Here is a 20,553-nt window from a genome sequence, read left to right on the forward strand (position 1 = left end):
TCTATTTCATATATTACTACACGACTACACCCTACACCTTTTATCAAGGCTGCAACCGAGTAATGTCTAACCATTAGTTCTCATAAAATCTATATATTGTTGAGCAATATTAATTGGTGATAACTCTTTGTCAAACGAGGACTGATATGTATCAGCCTTCTCCATTGCTTCATCCATCTTCTTAGCTAATGTATCAATATCTCCCACAGGGACGAGGTTGTGTGGTGGTAGCAACTCACTTGGACCCGATGGGCAGTCTGTACTGATAACAGGTGTCCCTAAAGCCAGTGATTCAGCAATAACCCGTCCAAATCCCTCAAAGACTGATGACAAAACCATAAACTGTGCTTTTTGGATATAAGGATATGGATTTTTTTGAAAACCTAAAAAATGTACACGGTTATCCAAACCTAAAGAAGTAACCAGCTCTTTCATTGACGCTAGCAATACACCTTCACCCAATAATAGAAGTGGCAATGTTTTCCGAGTCTTTGCATAACTTCTAATCAATACTTCATGAGCTTTTTGAGTCTTAAAACTACCAACGTGAATAATGTAACTGTCAAACTCTGGCTCAAACTCTGATGCCAATTGCACAATCTGTCTTTGGTCAATCGGGTTGTATATTGTCGTTGTATTCATCACACCCAATGTAGCTTGAAAGTCTTTTTCGACTCCTTTACTAATACATATACAAGGATGCCGAGAATATATATTGCTTAATCTTTTATCATTTGCTTTTTTGCCTTGGCTTCTAAACAATTCAATTTTTTTAGAAATAGTATTTCTAATTACGTGTGCAATATTGGGCAGACTACTATGGCGCAAGACCATATCGGCTTTATCTAAATTCGCTAGCGTCAATATTGGAGTACCAATCTCTTTGAGCACGTATCTGTCTAATACTTTTGCAAAATACCAGTACCTAAGACTTTTAGTAGGTATAGAGTTATAATCATTTAGGTCTAGTTGATGATAAGTAATATCATCATTGAGCTCATAAGCTACTTTGGATTTGAAGCGTAAAATATGGACATCATAACCTAACTCGTGAAAACCTTGTCCCAGCGTCAAGACCGAACGTTCTGCACCGCCACCTTGCAAGCAGTTAATAACCAATAGCACTTTTTCTTTACTATTCGAATTGTCTTTTTTTTCTGTAGTATTATCAATCATTTATTAAGTATTCTTAAAAATAAATATTTAGACTTAGAGATGTAGCGGCCCAACTGTTTTACCAGCTAAAGATTTTGGGTAAATTCTACGTATCTTTCTGCTATTTTGGCTGGTAGCAGCGCTTCATCGAATGGCGCATGAAACGCTTGCGGATTACTCATCGCTTGCTGCATTTTTGCGGCAATGGCATCAACATCGCCCATCGGCATTAAGTTACGTTCTGGTAGTAATTCACTTGGGCCTGATGGACAGTTGGTACTGATAACAGGAGTACCTAGCACAAGAGCTTCGGCAATAACTAAAGCAAAACCCTCCCAGTCAGAGGTCAGTATCTTAAACTGCGCATTTTTGATATAAGGGAAGGGATTATCACGAAATCCTAAAAATATCACTTTGTCTTCTAGGCTTAACTCTGTTACCAGTCGCTCTGTTTCACCTTTATGCTTACCTTGACCCAAGAGCAGTAAAGGCATAGATTGATCTGTTTTTGCATAAGCATTTACCAATACATCATGACGCTTGGCATCTTTAAAGCTACCCACATGGATAATATAGTTTTGGTAGTCAGGGACAAAAGCATTAGCCTGCTTTTGAATACTCTCTTTATCAATTGGATTATGAATGGCAGTGGTTGGCGTAATATGACCAAAGCTCTTAATAAAATCTTTTTGAGCGCCTTCACTGACACACACACAAGGATGCTTGGCATATATATCTATCATTCTTTGCTTTAACTGCTCAGCGTCGTGATTTTTATTAAACTTATAGAGTAGTGATACTGTATTATGAATAATATAAGTGATATTAGGCAGTTTACTATTACTTAGTATACTATCGGCACGATCTAAGTTGGACAGTATGATGTCAGGCTGACCGATATTTTTCGACACGTATTTATCAACAGCACGTGCAAAAATCTGGTCACGTCTTTGTGCCCCTGGTATAAGTTTATACGGCTTAAACTTAAGTACATGGTAGTTAAGATTCGGACTTAAGTCATATTGTACTAACGGCTTAAATCTTAGAATATGTACTTCATAGCCCAATTCATAAAACCCTTGCCCCAATGTTAATACGACACGTTCCGCACCACCGCCCTGTAGACAATTAATAACGAGTAACACTGTTTTTTTATGCTGCTTCATACACGATAACCTATGGAGTAATTTTTCATTTTCTTAGAAAGGCTTATCATTGCTTCATTAAAAAACTAGCGTTTAAATAGCTTCGAAAAAAATGATTTAGAAGCGTGTGGACGAGTCACCTTATTACCGGTATAACCTTCTTGAGATTTTTTAGGAAAATGACCAAAAGGTTCCACCCTATAACTGTCTAAATCGTATCCAGCAGCAAGTGCTTCGTTATAATATTCATCAAAAACCTCAGATAAATCCTGCCTCGGGTGCGACATTATTTCACCGTCAAACCAGTGCTCGATACCTTCTTCACTGACTCTAGGTAATGAATATTTATGACTGAACTGCGTACCCATATCTGAATAATGCAAAATCCTAATATCTTCTAACGCTAAGTTTTCGCCATCTATACAGTTGTAACTATCCTGATAAGGCTCAATGAGCTGATTATTATCTTTAAATACAGCCATCATTTCTTTATGGCTTTTGGGATCTTTCCTGAGTTTTTTAATTGGTAGGACAATGTTTTTTGCCGCCTTGCAATCCCATACGCATGTACACAATCGAGTCATATCCGCATTAGTCTTAGCAGCTACAACAGACTGTCCTTCAATAGGATGGTGCCACAGCTTTGCCAAATCATCTAAAATAATGACATCAGCGTCCATGTAGATGGCACGACCAGAGTATTGACAGTACTCTGGAATTGCCCAGCGAAAGCCTGAAAAAGGCGTTGACCATTTAGTGGTATTCCAACCCTCTCCAGTCTCAGGATTAGAATACCAATAGCTATTAGGATCACGTGACAGCTGCATCCATACTATCTCAACGGGTACACTGGTATGTTTATGAATACTATAATCTAATACCATCATCTGCTCTAGATCACAGTTATTTGGGTCACAACCAACAAAGACTTTAATAGTATCTTCTGTATTCATAATTTTATCCGTTCACTGACTAATGTTTATCTTTGCTAATGCAATGCGATAATACTCAAATATATAATGGGACCTATTCTTTCCAGTACTTTTCGATCCACCCTACTGGCAAGATAAAATGACGCAAGTGACGTAGCGGTCTTTTTAGATTTTTGGGCTCAGTTAATCTTTTTAAATGATCTTTGGCATTGTTAGCAGCATTTTTATTATATCTACCTTCGATCGCATGTGTAGGATATAGATCTCCTGGGAAAATAACAATTCGAGCACCTTTAGGAATCTTTGGCTCTTTGATGTAGTTAAGTGGGAACGGTTGACGGCATTTGCGTCTAAAATGCGCAACCCACTTTTTCGGAAATAACTTAACCCCGCCTGGGGCGTTACGCGTCACAAAGCGCTGCTCAAAACGATATTTGTCCGCGATGCCTTGTGGATCTGCTTTAAACTTCTCTTGAAGAGATACTAACGACCCTACCTGAAAGCGGAAGCAAGAAGTCTGGCCGAGGCGCTCTAGCGGGTTACTTGGGTTATAAGATAAAATAACATCGTCCGGCTCGCCGTATTCAAAGAAAGGATCGAGACTATCTACTATAATCACATCCAAATCTACAAATAATACTGTTCCTGTCAAATCACCTAACTTCTCACCCCACAAACGTGATTTTGGCCACTTGCCAAGTGTGTTGGTTGGCATAGTGACATCTAATGGTGGCAATTCTTGACATTCAATTTCTGGACGTACATCGGTGGTATCATCGGTAAAACAGACGAAACGAAATGGTGGCGTGATATTACGCGATACCATGCCATATAGTTTATTGGCGTAATCAGCCCCGTACTTTGTACCCCATTTAATACAAATAATTTGTTTGATATCTTTATTATCTGCTGTACTAGAATCTATTGCCATGGACTGCTCACTTTAATCTTAAGAATAAATATGATGGCTATATTAGCATAAAAAAAAGACTGAACAATTATGTTCAGCCTTTTTGGTCTTTAAACTAACGACTTTATTAGTCAATAAAGCTTAACCAGTCCATATACTGCTCATTACGACCATGTACCACATCGAAATATAGAGTTTGCAGTTTTTCAGTGATCTCGCCGCGGCCACCATTACCAATGACACGATCATCATATTCACGGATAGGAGTCACTTCAGCAGCCGTGCCAGTCATAAAGATCTCGTCAGCTAGATAGAACTCATCACGAGTGATGCGGCGCTCAACGACTTTGATACCCAAATCTTCAGCAAACTGAATGATAGTGCGACGGGTGATACCGTCAAGTGCGCCGCCCGCCAAATCTGGCGTATGTAGCACGCCATTTTTTACCAAGAATAAGTTCTCGCCAGCGCCTTGACATACATACCCTTGCGGATCCATCAAGATAGCTTCGTCATAACCATTACGAGTGACTTCTTGGTTGGCCATGATAGACACAGGATAGTTGCTTGAGGCTTTTGCCTTACACATAGTGACGTTTGGCATATGATGCGTGAATGAAGAGGTTTTTACACGGATACCATTTTTGATACCTTCCTCACCAAGATAGGCGCCCCAGTGCCACGCAGCAACCATAGCATTGATGCTATTGTCACGCGAAGATAAGCCAAGCTTTTCTGCACCTACCCAAATAAGCGGACGAATATAGGCTTCTGCCAAGTTGTTTTGCTTGACCACATCTTTATGTGCTTGCTCTAGCGTCGCCGCATCAAACGGCACGTCCATTTGAAAGATTTTTGCCGAACCAAGGAGACGTTCGGTGTGTTCCTTTAGGCGAAAAATAGCGGTGCGGTTGTCAGCTGTTTGGTAAGCGCGTACGCCTTCAAACACAGCCATGCCATAATGCAAGCTATGGGTAAGCACATGAACGTTGGCATCTGGTTGTTCAATTATTGTGCCATTCATCCAAAGCTTACCATCTTGTGTTGCCATATTCATTTTATAGTCCTTATGCTAGCACTGACGTCTAACTTTTTTTAGGTAGGTTTTATTTAATAGTATTGATCAACATCGTGTGATAATACTGCAGCGTTCATTTTTATTGCTCAAATACCGCTTCATTATGACGAACACTTGACTGTATTATAATGATGTGTGACCGATTATATCACTGGCCGTGTTGGCAAATGAAATCTTTTGGTTTGAGACCCTATAGTTTTTAATTACGGTTTTTAATTATCATAAGGCCTTACAGTTTAAGCGCCTCTTTGGCTATCGGCAAGGCCTTAATAAAAACAAATCTCATAATTATTCTTTGACAGATTTTACGCCCATTAGATGCTGCCACTGTGCTTGTACCAGTGCGCGTGTTTCTTGCCAAAGCGACTCATCGACCAATAATGATTGCTCTGATAGTGCCAGTTGATGAGTCGCAGCACGTATTCTAAGATAAGCATCTGTTAATGCCTGACAAACTTGCTCCTCCCAAATACCAAGTGAAGCAACTTCTTCAAAAATACGGACATTATCACTCCATTTGGTCAAGCTTGGATGCTCATGTGAGTAAGCCAATACCGCAAACTGCGCTAAGAATTCAATGTCTACAATACCGCCTGCATCTTGTTTGAGTTGAAACTTGCCCGCTTGCTGTTGCCACTGGCTGGTGCCTAAGTGCTTCTGCATTTTGATACGCATACTGGTGACCTCAGAGCGTACTTGCTCTAACGTCCGCGGCAGCGCCAGCACATCTCGGCGAATGTCACAGAAGCGTGCAGTCACTCGTCTGTCACCACAAATCGCCCGAGCGCGCACCAGTGCTTGATGCTCCCATGACCACGCTTTGTCCATTTGATAAGTTTCAAAGGCATGACAGGACACGACCATCATGCCAGCGTTGCCCGACGGACGCAGACGCATGTCAATCTCATATGCCCTACCATCTCGCGTTTGGGTATTGAGATAATTCATCAGCTTTTGTACCAGACGTGCGGCAAACTTCATGCCACTCACTGACTTCTCACCTGTGGTCATGCCCTGCTCTTTTATCTTATGTAAGAATACCAAATCCAAGTCGGAAGAATACGAGAGCTCTAAACCACCAAGCTTGCCATAACCGATAATCGCAAAACCACAGTCAGCCTCAGTGACTGGATCGCCATCTTGACCGATAGGATAGCCATAACGATTGACGATTTCGGCAAACGCTCGCTCTAGCGCGGCTTCTAGTACCACTTCAGCAATATAAGTCAGTGAGTCTGAGACTTTCATGATTGGACGCTCAGCCAACACATCGCTGGCAGCCACAGCCAACACTTGGTTTTTCTTGAACAGTCGCAGCACACTCAGTAGCTCTTCTTCGTCATTGGGTTCGACACGCAATAGCTGTTGGCGCAGGATGTCACGCAGCTCAGGCTTATCTGGCAGGTGGCGATAGTGTTGCTGTAAAAAGGTGTCTAACAATACAGGATACTGTGCCAACTCTTTTGCAATCCACGGGCTCGCCGAGAGCATCGGAATCAGCTCAATCGTTGCATTGGGGTTTTCTGCAATCATGACCAAGTAGATTGAACGTCGGCAAATGGCTTCAAGCAATGCAATCAATCGCGGTAAGGCAGCATTGGCAAGTTTTTGCTGCTCTTGATGGGCTAATAGCGCATGGACAATGACAGGATACGCATCATCTAAGCGCTCTCGGGCCTCCTCGCTGAGGTTGGCAACCATCTTTGATTGCCAAAAATTCTGCAATAACTCGCGATTTTCTTTTGTTAGTACCTCATTTAAACGCGCAATTTGCGCTTCTAAATGCTCAGGCTCTAGATCAGTATCATCATTGTCAGGTACTTGACGCTCTGTCACCATACGTTCAAATGGCACATTAACATTGTCTCGATGAGCATTTAATTGGGTCAGTAATGCCTGCCAATCATTAAACCCAAGCGTCACTGCAAGATTATGCTGCCAATAAGCATCATGCGGCAGTCTTTGGGTTTGCTGATCGTTAATGGCTTGAATCGCATGCTCAAGTCGACGCAAAAACCGATACGCGGCTTGTAAGTTATCGTAGGTAATCTGCTCTAGATATCCAAGCTCACGCAACACTTGCATCGCCTCCAAACAAGGCTTTACCTGTAGCTGAGGATGCCGACCACCGTAGATCAGCTGAAACGCTTGTACAATAAACTCAATATCTCTGATACCGCCCGCGCCAAGCTTAATATTGTCTAGATCTTCACGCTGTGCAACTTGATTTTGAATGAGCGACTTCATCTCCCTGAGTGCTGAAAACGCGCTGTAATCCACATAATAGCGAAAGACAAATGGTTTGATTAGCGCCTGAATCGCATCATAAAATGGCTGATCTATCTGCCCAACGACTCGTGCTTTTAACCAAGCAAAACGCTCCCACGCGCGTCCATGCAACGCAAAATATTTCTGTAACGCTGAGAGATGGATGGCCAAATCACTGCCATCACCCCATGGACGCAAGCGCATATCAACCCGAAAGACAAAGCCGTCAGCCGTTTTATGATCAAGCAGCTTAATAATCCCTTGACCCAGACGAGTCATAAAACGTTTATTGTCTATGCTACGCGTGCCCTTTGCCTTGTCACCATTGGTTTCGCCGCGCGCTTGATGTACAAATATTAGGTCAATATCGCTCGATAAATTCAGTTCCTGAGCACCAAGCTTACCCATGGCCATGATGGCCATATCATCGATCTGCACATTGCCTTGTTCATTGATAAAGGTTGGCTCACCGTATTTAGCAATCAAATGCTGATAGGTATAGTCCTTGGCAAAGGAGATACAACCGCCTGCAAACTCTGATAGCTCATCAGTCAATTGCTCAAGACTAATCATCTGCAAGGCATCTTGCCAAATCCAGCGCATCATTAACAGCTTACGCAAATTACGTAAGCCACTCATGACTTTCGTTTCATCGGCGAGTTGATAGTTTTCATCTAGCGTATAATCTTGTATCAGATCATCGATTTGCTGACGAGTCAGCGTACTGTTCAGTGGGTAGCTACGCAAAAATGTTTGGCAGGAAACCGTTCGGCTCTCCCAAATTTGATAAGCAAACTCACTGGCTGTTTGCAGTACTTGCAGTTGCTCTGCTGTCGGCTGATAATCTGTACCACTGTTCATACGTGAGGGCATAGCAGGTAACATAGTGACAAAAACTCCTTACATAGAATGGTAAGACTACGTGAACCCAACTCATAAGTTTATTGTTTTTTCTTACGAGACAGTCACAGCATCAGATGAACATACTCAATATATCATTACAAAACATAAAGCCCTGTTTAGTAACAGTGACTCTATTTGCTTTGAGCCGCTTTATGGTAGCATAAACATCTTTAATCGAAATGCTTTGAGACAGCTTCATTGCAGCGCACCTTTATACTCAATAAAAATAGCGTTTTGACTCAATGGTATTAAGAAATATTAAAGTTCGACTATAAATCGATTAGATTACTTTACACAAAACATTTATAGCCTTTCAATAATATTGTCTCACCCTTATAACACTCTCTAAACGCTTATTTATAATATGTGATACTGTCCCTATGACTACTACCCCGCTACTACTTATTACCGCTGATCCTAGTCACCCATTAGCGCATTTAGCATTACGTTATGCGCGCGCGTATCTTAAGAGCGCATCAGCTGATCATAATATCGATAGTCATGCAGACGATATCGTCAATAAAGAAGACATCGACAATCCTATCACCAAACGGCCATTGCTCAATGTCTTTTTTTATGGGGATTCGGCGCATCTGGCGAATCGGCTACGCTGGCAGTCCGCTGATCAAATGAATTTGACCAAAGAATGGCAAATGTTGGCTGAACAATATCAGTTGCCACTGCCTGTTTGTGTTAGCACAGCTCTTAGCCGCGGTGTGAGTGATACCGATAACAGTACCCGCCATCAGCTTGATGGTGACAATCTGGCGACAGGATTTACGTTGGTGGGACTCAGTGAGCTCGCTCTGATGATGCAGAATGGCTGCCGCTTAATACAGTTTTGATAGCGTATCCATTACGACATTAGCCTGCGATAAATATATTTAGGAATACATGATGAGATTATTAATCCAGCTGCATACACCCACCGAAGCAGCAAGCTATGAAGGCTGCGCTCTGGCACTGACATTAGCGACATTCGGTCATGAAGTGCAGCTGTACTTGGATGCACCTGTTTTTGGCTTATTGATGCAGCCTGAATCACGTTTGCACGGTATGATTCAGTCGCTTGATCTTTACGACATGCCAGCGGCTTGGCTACCTGATGATGTCTTTAGTGGTTGGGTGATTGGAATGATGCCAGTAGATCTGACTTCACAGCTCATGCTGGTGCCAGAAATGATCCGCTCGCAAGATTTTGAGCAGATTTTAACTTTTTAATTGGCAATATAATCAAACTTATAAAATAATAAAGTACACACTTGGACACTGTTATGGCAACTTTATATCAATTACACAGCACGATGGATACCCTCAGGCGCAGTGCTGAAGAGATGTCTCGCACTTGGCGCACTGGCGACAGTATTATCTTACTTGGTACCACAGCCGCTTTTATTGACTGGCTCAATGCTTATTTGAATGATAGTGAAATAGATGGTATTGCAGGTATTTATGCATTAGCGGATGATATATCGCAGCTGACAGTTAACACTGCTGGCAAGCTAAATTTAGAGAGCAAATTGACTGGTATTTTAACGGATGAAGAATGGATTAGCCTATCTCAGGATAGTCAGTTTGATAAAGTGGTGACGATTGCCTTATGACGACTCATACCTCTACGACAACTCATACTGCCACAGCATCGACCGATATTGCATTAGATCAAGATGGGCATTTGTGTGACCATACGATTTGGACACCTGATATCGCACAACAACTAGCAGACACGCTAGATGTCAGCCTAACGAGTGAGCACTTACAAATCTTGCAGCAAGTGCGCGCGTTTTTTGTCAAATTTAATCATGCGCCAGCGACACGCCCATTGATTAAATGGCTACAGAAAACTTTGCCTGAGCACGATATTAGCAATCAAAAACTACAACAGCTATTTAATACAGGATTGGTTGCGCGCCATGTCAATCGCTTAGCTGGGCTACCCAAGCCGCCCAATTGCCTATAAAAGTGTCTTTTTTAACTGTGGCTGCTTACCAAGTGAGCACTGATGAGTCAGTCATATCCTCGACTCATTTGGTACATCGCTACTTTGGATCGCTATTTCGGATCGTAGGCTGTCAGCGTTTCATAACCGACACTTCGTCCTTCATCACCCAAAAATCCTTGCTGTCGCCATATTTCATACAAGCATATGGCGACACTATTGGATAAATTGAGACTGCGCGAATCAGCCAACATTGGTAATCTCAACCAATTATCAGCACCGATATCTTCTCGTATATCATCTGCCAGACCTGCTGTCTCTGAACCAAATACTAACGCGATATTGGGCATGGTTTTATTGTCAGGTTTTTCACTGTCTGCTTGCCCGCCAAAATCATAATCATAGAATGGTTTGCTCAGTTTGGTGGTCAATGCGGTGACAATATGGCAGTCCGCTGATTGCAAGGCTTGCCTCGCTGCAGCCCAATCTTCGTGCACCTGCAAATGCGCGTATTCATGATAATCAAGGCCTGCGCGGCGTAGTTTTTTGTCATCAAGCTCAAACCCTAACGGTCTGACTAAATGCAGCTGCGCGCCGCTGTTGGCACACAGTCGAATGATATTGCCAGTATTGCTCGGCATTTTTGGGGCGACCAACACGATATGAATGGTCATATTTGTTTACTCCACAACTAGTCGATGCTCTGTTATTTAAATTTATGAGCGGTAGGTAATTAAAAGTTACAGTTTACTGCCAATAATTACATTTTGATACTGTGCAGGGTTTTTAACTTTCACTATGATGTCTGTAATGGATAGCGAGATAGCATTTATGTATGACTGTCTCATCCAATACCCCTTCAGTGAAGCTTGAGCAAGATACTTAGCGTCACTGTTGTTATTTATAACCATTCATTTATCTTTGAGGATACTATTATGAAAAAAGTAATCATCGCATCTTTAGCTGCTATGTTTGTTCTAACTGGTTGCAACACGTTTAAAGGCCTTGGCCAAGACGTATCAAGCGCTGGAAATGCTGTAACTGACGGCGCACAAGACGTACAAAACAAAATCTAAGGTCTGCTTTTTTTAGATTTTTTGAGGGACTTACTATTTTGTAAGTCCTTTTTTTTGGTCACGAATTCTTTATTCTAAGTAGTTACTGCACATACACTTTATCAGATGCTATAAAAAAGCACGCAATATCTGATTGAGATAACGCTGACCTAACAATGTTGGTTGTAACTGAGTCTTACTATCTATCAGTAGCCCTTGCTTAATTAACTTGTCTACTTGTGTGGTAACGCTTTCAAGCTTAAGCCCTGTTCTCTGCTCAAACAACGCCCAAGCAACACCGCTATGCAAGCGTAATGCGTTCAACATAAACTCACTCACCAACTCTTCACTATCGATTGCTTGCCAACCAACCATTTTTGGTACGTTTTGAGTGCTCTTGGATGTTTCCGTCTCTATATCTCCTACATAATCTTTTGGCAAACGTGATTTGCTAAAACGATAGATGCCAGATTCTGCTAATAAATCGTTTTCTGATTTATCACTTTCCTTTGACGGCGCGCTACCCCTGTCTGCGTGACAACCAATCGTCACTTTACCATGTGCACCAGCACCTATTGCTAGATAGTCGCCAAACTGCCAATAGTTGATATTGTGACGGCAAGGCTTATCTGACTCGCCCGCCCACGCAGACACCTCATAATTGCTGTACCCCAGTTGCTGCAACAGCGCTTGCCCCGCTTGTTCGATATCTGCCAAGTTGTCTTCATCGGGTAAAATAGGCTGGCTACGATAAAACACCGTGTTAGGCTCAATCGTTAATTGATACCAAGAGATATGCGTTGCGCCAGCATCGTGCGCCATTTGAATATCATTTAATGCTTCGTTCATGGTTTGCTGCGGCAGACCATGCATGAGATCGACATTGACTCGCGCAAACCCAGCAGCCTTAGCAGCGCGTATCGCTGATAACGCTTGTACAGGATCATGGATACGTCCAAGCACTTTGAGCTTATCAGCGTCAAAGCTCTGCACACCGATAGACAATCGATTGATACCAACCTCTAGATACTGAGCAAATGGTGCATGCTCGAGTGTCCCTGGATTGGCCTCCATCGTAATTTCAATGTCCTCTGCAAATTCAAAACATGACCGCAAACCAGAGAACAGTCGCTGATACTGAGCAATTGGCAATAGTGATGGTGTGCCACCGCCAATAAATATTGAGCTGATTTTACGCCCTTGCGCCAATGTCTGTTGCATATTCGCATCCAAAAGGAGCGCATCGACATAATCATCATACATAGACAACTGACTGTTTATAGGCAGCTCATGCGAGTTGAAGTCGCAGTAAGGACATTTTTTCACACACCACGGAATATGGATATAGAGCGACAGTGGAATGCTCGTCACCTCTACAACGCTAGTCTCTGTCATCTTTTCTGTGAGTTGTAACGTATCAAGGTTATTTGGCGAGCTATCAGCATTCATTTTGGACATAAATAAACTTATTGTGTAATGGGCAATAATGATCAGTATCGAAAGTATCGCTAGGATAACGGCTAGATGATATAAAGAAAAGCCTAACTGACATAAAACTATTAACAAAGCCACGCACAAATCCCTTATTCACCATGGTAACTTGCAGGCAGTATATAAAAAGACTATTAACAGTACAGCATCCAAAGCGCAGCGCTGTATTCAGAATATAGTCAATATTTTCCTTGCGTGCTGTGCCTATGCTGCTCGATGCTGCGAAAAATTTATCCCAGTCCCACTGTATCGTTTTTATACTGAATTCACTATATAACCGTTACATTTGCGGCGCGCTTGAAATCTGCTTAATAAAAAACCACCCTGATAATATTAAATTTAAACATGAAGCAAAGGATAAGACATATGGCTTATTGGCTAATGAAATCAAACCCAAAGTTTTTTGGTATTCACGATTTACAACGGCTCGGTACAGATAGCTGGGATGGTGTCCGTAACTACCGCGCTCGCAACTTTATGTGCGACGACATGAAGGTTGGTGATCAGGTATTCTTTTATCATTCTAGCGCAAGACCCTCTGGTGTGGCTGGTATTATGACGGTCAGTCAAGCAGGTTACCCTGACCCCACTCAGTTTCATCCTGAGCATCGCTATTACGATCCTATTGCAACTGAAGAAGAACCACGCTGGTATATGGTGGATCTCACTTTTGAGCAAGCTTTTACAGAGGTGTTGCCGTTATCAGCGCTGAAATTTTTGCCTGCGCTCGAGGACTCATTACTGCTGAGAAAGGGCTGCGAGCAATTAACGGTCATTCCATTAGAGCCCAAACACTGGCACGCGATTATGAACATGGCCGAGACACTCGAACTCCTGCCAGAACACACCGATTAGCTCGACCCTCTATCTACTGATTATCAATACCAAGGTAAAACAAACCTAAGATGAATATTTATATAGCGCTTCTAAATCGTTGACATCATAGTCTGGCTTCTTTACCATCTTATGTGTATATGACCTGTCAATCTACTGCTTGGATTGACGGGTTATTTTTATTTTAGTGCCTTCACTTTTATTTTCTGACTCCGTCTGTATAAGCTTGCTCATATTATTTATCGGAGTATCATCGTCGGCACCACTCTTCTCATACTGTGTCAATATTGAATTGACGACGGTATTTGCTTATTCATCGTTACTACTTTCATAACAATTACCGCAAAGAATAAAAAGTTGCTTACCATGGTTTTCCCATTATCTTTCAGAGACTTTAAAAGCTACAGTTTACGCTTAGGGGTACTCGCCCTACCTATCTTGATTACTCAGTTTTGCCAAGCAGCGCTTGGGGTTGTCGATGCCATTATGGCAGGCCAAGTATCTGCGCTTGACTTGGCAGCTGTGGCAGTTGGATCTGGCATTTGGCTACCGCTGTTTTTGTTAGCAACAGGTGTGTTGATTGCCACTACCCCTCTCATTGGTGAGGCTGTCGGTCAAGATCAGCATCACCATGTTCCTCATATTACTCAGCAGTCTTTGTGGACAGCAGGCGCTCTTGGCCTTATTGGTTTTATTGTTGTCAATTTGGCACCCAATGTCCTTGGCATCATGGGTGTGCCTGAGAATATTCAGCCTATAGCAACACAATATTTGCATGGTGTGTCTTTTGGTTTCCCTGCATTAGCTGTCTATGCTGTGTTACGCAGTTATTGCGAAGCGCTTGGTCGACCTGAGCCAGTGACGGTTATTAGCATTGTCGGTCTACTCGCAGATATTCCTCTGAACTATATTTTTATCCATGGTTTATTTGGCATGCCCGAGATGGGCGGCGCAGGCTGCGGTGTGGCAACAGCACTGGTATTGTGGATAAATGTGTTGTTACTGGCGGCTTATACCAGCGTCAGCAAGCGGCGGGAATTTGCCAGCACTCGCTTTTTTTATGGATTTGCGAGTCCAAATCGCACACAGATCAAAAAACTTCTAAAATTGGGGATTCCTATTGGTGTCTCTATCTTTTTTGAGGCAAGTTTATTTAGTTTGGGCGCTCTTGTTATCAGTCCGCTCGGAGAGCTTGCAACAGCCTCACACCAAGTAGCGTTATCAGTGACGTCACAGCTGTTTATGATACCGATATCTGTTGCGATGGCACTCACGATTATGGTCTCAAATCGTTATGGTCAAAAAAACCTCTTAGCCTTACGTCAAGTACAAGCAACTGGACTTGTCTGGACCGTATTGATTGCGCTCACTTGTATGCTTGGTATATGGCTATTTAGACCAGAGTTGGCAGCAGCATTTACCGATAATCCAGCGGTCAGAACGGAGTCGATGCACTTGCTCATTTTTGCCCTTGCCTATCAGTTATTTGATGGCTGGCAGGTCAATATCGCGGGTATATTACGCGGCATGCAAGACACCACCATACCGATGTGGGTCACGCTTTTTTGCTATTGGTTAGTGGCGCTACCACTAGGTATCTATTTAGTGCGTTTCACTGATGTTGGCGCTCAAGGCTTTTGGATGGCATTAATCACTGGCCTATTCTTATCTTCTATTCTATTGACCCTTCGTTTGCGCTATCAGCAAAGACGTTTAACCGCGCTGTGGGGTTGAAACTGATTGATTAAAACGTCACACCTCATAACCATTGCTAGCGATATATGGTCACATAGACTATGATAAATCGTAGATGATTTCTTGCTAAAAAGATGGCTTACGTCAAAATATGTAAAAAATCTCAGTTAACAACTGTACATTGATTGCTCATTACTCTGAATCTAGGTATCATTAGCAACTAATTAGACAATATTTAGTTACACTATTTTCGAATTTAGTACAAGGTCAGATAAAAACTATGGATATTGAAAAAATACGCACCCTCATTGCCCTTATGGAAGAAAGTGAACTGGTTAATTTAGAAATCAGTTCAGACGATGAGCATATTAGCTTGACTCGTCACTATGATGCGCCTGCACCAGCCATGATGGCCGCACCAACTGCTAGCGCAGCGCCTATTGCTGCTGAAGGAAAACCTGCGGAAAAAGCGGGTAGCGTCGAAAACTCGCCAATGGTTGGTGTTTTCTATTCAGCGCCAAGTCCTAACGACCCACCATTTGTAAAAGTTGGTCAAAAAGTTCAAGCGGGTGATACTCTAGGTATTATCGAAGCGATGAAAATTATGAACCCTCTTGAAGCGACTCAAAGCGGTATTGTTGACGAAATCTTGGTAGATAATTCTGAAGTCGTACAGTTCGGCCAACCTGTCATACGTTATAAAGCGTAACGATATTTGCCATACTTTATTTCATTATGGCTGGTTTTTGATATAGGTATCGCATCAAAGTCAAATAACAGGATGCTAGATATCAAAACTTGGTCAATAACTGATGCTTCGACAAGGATGAACCCATGATAAAAAAATTGCTCATTGCCAATAGAGGTGAGATTGCCCTGCGCATCGTTCGAGCTTGTAAAGCGCTAGGTATCGAAACGGTAGGCGTCTACTCTACTGCTGATGCCAACTTGATGCACCTGCGCTTTGTTGATGAGGCAATTTGTATTGGTAAGCCTAATGCCAATCAAAGTTATCTTGATATTAATACTATCTTAACTGCCGCTGAAATCACTGGCGCGGATGCTATTCATCCGGGTTATGGTTTTTTGTCTGAAAATGCTGAGTTTGCTGAGCGCGTAGAAGAAGCAGGATTGACCTTCGTTGGCCCTAATGCAGATCACATTCGCTTGATGGGTAATAAAGTCTCTGCGATCAACGCCATGAAAAAAGCGGGCGTACCAACCGTGCCTGGCTCTGTGGGTGCCGTTACGCTACATAATGCTGAAGAACAAGCGCGCAATATCGGTTTTCCGCTATTGATCAAAGCGGCTTCTGGCGGCGGTGGACGCGGTATGCGTGTGGTTGAACGTTTTGATGAGCTGGTCGGTCAAGTGCAGGCTGCTAAGCAAGAAGCTGAGCTTTGGTTCGGTGATGATACTGTCTATATGGAGCGCTATCTTCAAAACCCGCGCCACGTAGAAGTACAGGTACTGGGTGATGGCAATGGTAATGCTATCCATCTGTATGACCGTGATTGCTCATTGCAGCGTCGTCATCAAAAGGTACTAGAAGAAGCGCCTGCGCCAGATATCCCAGATGATGTCCGCGAACCTATCCTGAAGGCCTGTGTGAGAGCCTGTGAGCTTGTGAAATACCGCGGCGCTGGTACGTTTGAGTTTTTGTTTGAGAATAATGAATTTTTCTTTATTGAGATGAATACGCGCGTACAGGTTGAACATCCAGTAACCGAGATGATTACTGGTATCGATGTCGTCGTTGAACAGCTAAAAATTGCAGCCGGCTATGGTTTATCTTATCGTCAAAGTGAGATTGAAATCCAAGGCCACGCGATTGAGTGCCGTATTAATGCTGAAGATCCAGCAACTTTTGTTCCTTGCCCTGGTACTGTCAATCAACTGTTTGCGCCAAGTGGCGCAGGTGTTCGATTCGATTCACATCTATACCCTGGCTATGAGATACCGACTTACTATGATTCACTCATTGGTAAGCTTATCTGCCATGGTCAAACTCGTCAGCAAGCGGTTGCTAAAACCTTACATGCATTAGATGAATTGATCATTGAAGGCATCAAAACCAATATACCGCTACACCGTGATGTGATTTTGTCAGATGATAATTTTGCCAAGGAAGCGCAAAACATTCATTATCTCGAAAGAGAGCTTCTAAACACAGACAAAGCCGAGAAAGAGGCATAGATCAAAACAGCGCTAAGCTGTAGTTTGCTTACTCGTACTGACTGGGACAGTAGTCATTTCCCATAAAAATCAATTTCCACAAAAAAAGCCGCTATCGATATAGCGGCTTTTTTATGCTTAGTAGATGTCGAATAACTCGTGCAATATGATACAAGCCACTTATTATGGCAATACTCTATTAAAAGTCATAAAGCACTCTGTACCGTCAGGATCAGCACACCACTGCATCTGATTGCCATCATGGTATAAAAACGCAATCAACGCTTCGTCACTTTGATCCACTTGGTTGCCTGAGCAGTCTACTTCGTTATTATCATAAATCGTCTTGATAGCGATGACGGGCAGGCCTTCTTCGCGGTGTGTGACTAGATAGCGACCGTATGTCCACTCTTTGCCACTGACCGCCCACATCTCATTGTCCGCGCCAAAATTATATAGCTCACGGCATTGGTTTGACTTATTTACGGATGCCATTAAGTTTTTGCGGCTTGTTGGGTCAGCGTTCACGATGCGCGCTTCACTTTGAGTGATTATGCCACCGTCCATATCAGCTACCACCTTAGGCTCTGAACTGTTTTTTTGCAGACTATTCGATGATGCCGCTTGCTGAGCTTTCGCGTCTTTGGTCATGGTGATAGAACTGTTTAAATCTATCTCCCACTGTCCTGTAATGGCTGGACTAATATGCGTAGTGATTGTCGGCTCAGTAACTGTCTCACCATTCACTGGCAATGAAGCCAGAATAGATGCCAATGTAAATGAAGCAAATGATATAGGTTCCATGATTAACCTTTTATTTATAATATTTTATATACATTAGCGTAAGTCGTAGACACCAAAAACACAAGTAACATTATGCTATTGGGCAAAATACCTTAATCCAAACGATAAGCAAAACCTTAGTCAGTAGTGACGTTGAAGTAAGATAATGCCCGATAATCTAGTCGCTTTCTACTCATAAAAAAATGACACCGTAGCTTTGCTTGTTGAGTACAAAGAGCTACGGTGTTATATATTTATGAAATCAAGACCAGTAAAGTATTACGATATAGTTATCTAATACTAAGCAGCTGCTACACTCAATGCTTGAGCAAAGGCTGATAACGCCCCTTTTAGCATGGCTGAGACCGTGCTACTACATGTACCGATGCCAGAGTACACTTCGCCATCTACATTCAGCTGAATATAAGCGGCGGCATTTGCATTCGTTTTATTATCACTATTGGTATCATCATCGATACCGTTACCACTATTATGATGCGGGTTAATGGCATGCTCTGCATAGTTAATAATATGCAATGATTTACCCGTATGCTGTGCAAGACCGTCGATAAACGATGATAATGGACCATTACCCGTACCATCGATATCAATGGTGTCGTTATTCATCTGGACTTGGCCGCTGAAATACACCTCACCGCCTTTGTTACTGACACTATAATCTAGTAACTCAAACTTACCTTGCTGCAAGTAGGTATCCTCAAAGGTTTGTAAAATTTCATCATTTTGTAATTCACGGGCAACCGCTTCCGCTTGCTTTTGTACCACACGGCTAAAGTCAATCTGCATCCAACGTGGTAGGTTAAAGCCATAATTACGCTGCAAGATATACGCAACACCACCTTTGCCCGACTGACTATTGATACGTACTACATCTTGATAGCTACGACCAATGTGCGCAGGATCAATTGGCAAATATGCCACATCCCACACGTTGTCCGTTTCGCTCTGATGATTTTCATTGTAGTCGAGTGACTTCTTAATGGCATCTTGATGTGAGCCGCTAAAGGCGGTAAAGACCAATTCACCCACATAAGGATGGCGCGGGTGTAGCGGTAAGTTATTGCACTCGCTCACAACCTGTACGATTTCACTCATGTTGCTAAAATCAAGCTCGGGATCGATACCTTGGCTAAACAAGTTCATGGCCATGACCATAATGTCCATGTTACCTGTACGCTCGCCATTACCAAGCAACGTGCCCTCGATACGATCTGCACCTGCCAAAACACCCAATTCGGCCGCGGCTACAGCACAGCCACGGTCATTATGAGTATGAAGACTAATAATGACATGCTCACGCTGAGGAAGATTGCGGCAGAAATACTCTACTTGATCCGCAAAGACATTCGGCATAGAGGCTTCAACAGTCGCTGGCAAGTTAAAAATCACCTCTTGGCCTTGTTGTGGCTGCCACACATCACAAACCGCATCACAAACCTCTACTGCGTACTCAGTCTCTGTTTGACTAAAGCTCTCTGGCGAGTACTGAAACACCCACTCAGTCTCAGGGTATTTGGCCGCATACTCTTTCAATAATTTGGCGCCAGTGATAGCAATTTCTTTAATTTCGTCTTTGTTTTTGGCGTAGACTTTTTCGCGTTGCACACGGCTGGTTGAGTTGTAGACATGGACGACGGCGCGTTTGACGCCTTTTAGCGATTCAAAAGTACGGGCGATCAAATGCTCGCGCGCCTGTACCAATACTTGTAGCGTCACATCATCAGGCACATGGTTTTCTTCGATAAGTTTACGGGTAAAGTCAAATTCAACCTGCGCCGCTGATGGAAAACCAATCTCAATCTCTTTAAAACCCACCTCTACTAAGGTCTTAAAAAAGCGCATTTTTTGTTCAATGGTCATTGGATCAATCAGTGCTTGGTTACCATCACGCAGATCCACACTTGCCCATATCGGCGACTTCTCAATTGTTTTGCTCGGCCACGTACGATCTGGCAGCGATGGCGCAAAGGCAAATGGACGGTATTTACGGAAGTCAAAAACGGCATTTTTCGGTGTAATCTTTGCAGTCTTTGCGACTGCCGTAGGCGTGGTTTGGTCAGACATAATCAATCCTTAGATGATATGGTTATTTGTATGTTTAGCTAGAGGATTAGCTGTTGTTTAGAATTGTATTTATCATACGAGATAACGAGTAGTTACACCATAATA

At 42.7% G+C, this 20,553-nt stretch carries 19 protein-coding genes; 9 read left to right on the forward strand and 10 right to left on the reverse strand.

Annotated features, from left to right (window positions below):
- Nucleotides 1-66: 66 nt before the first annotated feature.
- The 6 genes from B3V51_RS06330 to glnE form a co-directional block, all read right to left on the reverse strand.
- Nucleotides 67-1,176 (reverse strand): glycosyltransferase, encoded by a 1,110-nt coding sequence (locus tag B3V51_RS06330; RefSeq protein WP_071001456.1) that lies wholly within the window; start codon nucleotides 1,174-1,176, stop codon nucleotides 67-69.
- 65 nt (nucleotides 1,177-1,241) lie between these two features.
- Nucleotides 1,242-2,321 (reverse strand): glycosyltransferase, encoded by a 1,080-nt coding sequence (locus B3V51_RS06335; RefSeq protein ID WP_071001455.1) that lies wholly within the window; start codon nucleotides 2,319-2,321, stop codon nucleotides 1,242-1,244.
- A 65-nt stretch (nucleotides 2,322-2,386) separates the two neighbouring features.
- Nucleotides 2,387-3,253, reverse strand: a complete 867-nt coding sequence (locus B3V51_RS06340; RefSeq protein WP_071001454.1) for a glycosyltransferase — start codon at nucleotides 3,251-3,253, stop codon at nucleotides 2,387-2,389.
- A gap of 73 nt (nucleotides 3,254-3,326) precedes the next feature.
- Nucleotides 3,327-4,163 carry a glycosyl transferase gene (locus tag B3V51_RS06345; protein ID WP_286708124.1) on the reverse strand — a complete coding sequence of 279 codons (837 nt, stop codon included), beginning with the start codon at nucleotides 4,161-4,163 and terminating at the stop codon, nucleotides 3,327-3,329.
- A gap of 106 nt (nucleotides 4,164-4,269) precedes the next feature.
- The gene (locus B3V51_RS06350) at nucleotides 4,270-5,199 is read right to left on the reverse strand and encodes a branched-chain amino acid transaminase (protein ID WP_093069073.1); all 930 of its coding nucleotides are present in this window, start codon (nucleotides 5,197-5,199) and stop codon (nucleotides 4,270-4,272) included.
- Between the two features lie 309 nt (nucleotides 5,200-5,508).
- Nucleotides 5,509-8,373, reverse strand: a complete 2,865-nt coding sequence (gene glnE / locus B3V51_RS06355; RefSeq protein WP_286708125.1) for a bifunctional [glutamate--ammonia ligase]-adenylyl-L-tyrosine phosphorylase/[glutamate--ammonia-ligase] adenylyltransferase — start codon at nucleotides 8,371-8,373, stop codon at nucleotides 5,509-5,511.
- Nucleotides 8,374-8,771: 398 nt separating this feature from the next.
- Here glnE and tusD point away from each other — a divergent pair, with 398 nt between their 5' ends.
- The 4 genes from tusD to B3V51_RS06375 are packed head-to-tail and all read left to right on the forward strand — an operon-like array spanning nucleotide 8,772 to nucleotide 10,351.
- Complete coding sequence (gene tusD, locus B3V51_RS06360; RefSeq protein WP_286708126.1) at nucleotides 8,772-9,236, forward strand: sulfurtransferase complex subunit TusD; 465 nt, start codon at nucleotides 8,772-8,774, stop codon at nucleotides 9,234-9,236.
- A 52-nt stretch (nucleotides 9,237-9,288) separates the two neighbouring features.
- Nucleotides 9,289-9,612 (forward strand): hypothetical protein, encoded by a 324-nt coding sequence (locus tag B3V51_RS06365; protein ID WP_075106164.1) that lies wholly within the window; start codon nucleotides 9,289-9,291, stop codon nucleotides 9,610-9,612.
- A 53-nt stretch (nucleotides 9,613-9,665) separates the two neighbouring features.
- Complete coding sequence (locus tag B3V51_RS06370) at nucleotides 9,666-9,995, forward strand: hypothetical protein (RefSeq protein ID WP_286708127.1); 330 nt, start codon at nucleotides 9,666-9,668, stop codon at nucleotides 9,993-9,995.
- Complete coding sequence (locus B3V51_RS06375; protein ID WP_102092846.1) at nucleotides 9,992-10,351, forward strand: TusE/DsrC/DsvC family sulfur relay protein; 360 nt, start codon at nucleotides 9,992-9,994, stop codon at nucleotides 10,349-10,351. Before B3V51_RS06370 ends, B3V51_RS06375 begins: the two co-directional genes overlap by 4 nt.
- Before the next feature lie 92 nt (nucleotides 10,352-10,443).
- Here B3V51_RS06375 and B3V51_RS06380 read toward each other — a convergent pair whose 3' ends face one another.
- On the reverse strand, nucleotides 10,444-11,004 hold the full coding sequence (locus B3V51_RS06380; RefSeq protein ID WP_286708128.1) for a tRNA (cytidine(34)-2'-O)-methyltransferase: 561 nt from the start codon (nucleotides 11,002-11,004) through the stop codon (nucleotides 10,444-10,446).
- A gap of 261 nt (nucleotides 11,005-11,265) precedes the next feature.
- Between B3V51_RS06380 and B3V51_RS06385 the strand changes: the two genes are divergently transcribed.
- Nucleotides 11,266-11,406, forward strand: coding sequence for an entericidin A/B family lipoprotein (locus tag B3V51_RS06385; RefSeq protein WP_252962385.1), 141 nt, complete (start codon nucleotides 11,266-11,268; stop codon nucleotides 11,404-11,406).
- 108 nt (nucleotides 11,407-11,514) lie between these two features.
- Here the strand turns inward: B3V51_RS06385 and hemW are convergent, their stop codons facing one another.
- Nucleotides 11,515-12,780, reverse strand: coding sequence for a radical SAM family heme chaperone HemW (gene hemW, locus B3V51_RS06390; protein WP_286708150.1), 1,266 nt, complete (start codon nucleotides 12,778-12,780; stop codon nucleotides 11,515-11,517).
- 462 nt (nucleotides 12,781-13,242) lie between these two features.
- On the opposite strand from hemW, the gene B3V51_RS06395 reads away from it, so the two are divergent.
- From B3V51_RS06395 to accC, 4 genes are all read left to right on the forward strand, one after another.
- The gene (locus B3V51_RS06395; RefSeq protein WP_212563602.1) at nucleotides 13,243-13,731 is read left to right on the forward strand and encodes an EVE domain-containing protein; all 489 of its coding nucleotides are present in this window, start codon (nucleotides 13,243-13,245) and stop codon (nucleotides 13,729-13,731) included.
- A 345-nt stretch (nucleotides 13,732-14,076) separates the two neighbouring features.
- Nucleotides 14,077-15,444 (forward strand): MATE family efflux transporter, encoded by a 1,368-nt coding sequence (locus tag B3V51_RS06400; protein WP_212564525.1) that lies wholly within the window; start codon nucleotides 14,077-14,079, stop codon nucleotides 15,442-15,444.
- Nucleotides 15,445-15,685: 241 nt separating this feature from the next.
- The gene (gene accB / locus B3V51_RS06405) at nucleotides 15,686-16,114 is read left to right on the forward strand and encodes an acetyl-CoA carboxylase biotin carboxyl carrier protein (protein ID WP_075106157.1); all 429 of its coding nucleotides are present in this window, start codon (nucleotides 15,686-15,688) and stop codon (nucleotides 16,112-16,114) included.
- A 125-nt stretch (nucleotides 16,115-16,239) separates the two neighbouring features.
- Entirely contained in the window at nucleotides 16,240-17,601 is a 1,362-nt protein-coding gene (gene accC, locus B3V51_RS06410; RefSeq protein WP_071001443.1) for an acetyl-CoA carboxylase biotin carboxylase subunit, read from the forward strand.
- Nucleotides 17,602-17,763: 162 nt separating this feature from the next.
- On the opposite strand, the gene B3V51_RS06415 is transcribed toward accC, so the two are convergent.
- Both B3V51_RS06415 and leuA read right to left on the reverse strand, forming a co-directional pair.
- On the reverse strand, nucleotides 17,764-18,384 hold the full coding sequence (locus tag B3V51_RS06415; RefSeq protein WP_071001442.1) for a hypothetical protein: 621 nt from the start codon (nucleotides 18,382-18,384) through the stop codon (nucleotides 17,764-17,766).
- Between the two features lie 279 nt (nucleotides 18,385-18,663).
- Nucleotides 18,664-20,448 carry a 2-isopropylmalate synthase gene (gene leuA, locus B3V51_RS06420; RefSeq protein WP_286708129.1) on the reverse strand — a complete coding sequence of 595 codons (1,785 nt, stop codon included), beginning with the start codon at nucleotides 20,446-20,448 and terminating at the stop codon, nucleotides 18,664-18,666.
- Between the last annotated feature and the right edge of the window lie 105 nt (nucleotides 20,449-20,553).

This window comes from Psychrobacter sp. UBA2514 (genome assembly GCF_002341255.1).
GTDB classification, from domain to species: Bacteria; Pseudomonadota; Gammaproteobacteria; order Pseudomonadales; family Moraxellaceae; genus Psychrobacter; species Psychrobacter pacificensis.

Excerpts from the sequence above, each read along its gene's own strand:
- accB (WP_075106157.1), top strand. The coding sequence starts at position 15,686 with ATGGATATTGAAAAAATACGCACCCTCATTGCCCTTATGGAAGAAAGT.
- B3V51_RS06335 (WP_071001455.1), bottom strand. The coding sequence starts at position 2,321 with ATGAAGCAGCATAAAAAAACAGTGTTACTCGTTATTAATTGTCTACAG.
- leuA (WP_286708129.1), bottom strand. The coding sequence starts at position 20,448 with ATGTCTGACCAAACCACGCCTACGGCAGTCGCAAAGACTGCAAAGATT.
- hemW (WP_286708150.1), bottom strand. The coding sequence starts at position 12,780 with ATGACAGAGACTAGCGTTGTAGAGGTGACGAGCATTCCACTGTCGCTC.
- B3V51_RS06350 (WP_093069073.1), bottom strand. The coding sequence starts at position 5,199 with ATGAATATGGCAACACAAGATGGTAAGCTTTGGATGAATGGCACAATA.
- B3V51_RS06340 (WP_071001454.1), bottom strand. The coding sequence starts at position 3,253 with ATGAATACAGAAGATACTATTAAAGTCTTTGTTGGTTGTGACCCAAAT.
- B3V51_RS06330 (WP_071001456.1), bottom strand. The coding sequence starts at position 1,176 with ATGATTGATAATACTACAGAAAAAAAAGACAATTCGAATAGTAAAGAA.
- B3V51_RS06415 (WP_071001442.1), bottom strand. The coding sequence starts at position 18,384 with ATGGAACCTATATCATTTGCTTCATTTACATTGGCATCTATTCTGGCT.
- B3V51_RS06370 (WP_286708127.1), top strand. The coding sequence starts at position 9,666 with ATGGCAACTTTATATCAATTACACAGCACGATGGATACCCTCAGGCGC.
- glnE (WP_286708125.1), bottom strand. The coding sequence starts at position 8,373 with ATGTTACCTGCTATGCCCTCACGTATGAACAGTGGTACAGATTATCAG.
- B3V51_RS06400 (WP_212564525.1), top strand. The coding sequence starts at position 14,077 with ATGGTTTTCCCATTATCTTTCAGAGACTTTAAAAGCTACAGTTTACGC.
- B3V51_RS06385 (WP_252962385.1), top strand. The coding sequence starts at position 11,266 with ATGAAAAAAGTAATCATCGCATCTTTAGCTGCTATGTTTGTTCTAACT.
- B3V51_RS06395 (WP_212563602.1), top strand. The coding sequence starts at position 13,243 with ATGGCTTATTGGCTAATGAAATCAAACCCAAAGTTTTTTGGTATTCAC.
- tusD (WP_286708126.1), top strand. The coding sequence starts at position 8,772 with ATGACTACTACCCCGCTACTACTTATTACCGCTGATCCTAGTCACCCA.
- B3V51_RS06345 (WP_286708124.1), bottom strand. The coding sequence starts at position 4,163 with ATGGCAATAGATTCTAGTACAGCAGATAATAAAGATATCAAACAAATT.
- accC (WP_071001443.1), top strand. The coding sequence starts at position 16,240 with ATGATAAAAAAATTGCTCATTGCCAATAGAGGTGAGATTGCCCTGCGC.
- B3V51_RS06380 (WP_286708128.1), bottom strand. The coding sequence starts at position 11,004 with ATGACCATTCATATCGTGTTGGTCGCCCCAAAAATGCCGAGCAATACT.
- B3V51_RS06375 (WP_102092846.1), top strand. The coding sequence starts at position 9,992 with ATGACGACTCATACCTCTACGACAACTCATACTGCCACAGCATCGACC.
- B3V51_RS06365 (WP_075106164.1), top strand. The coding sequence starts at position 9,289 with ATGAGATTATTAATCCAGCTGCATACACCCACCGAAGCAGCAAGCTAT.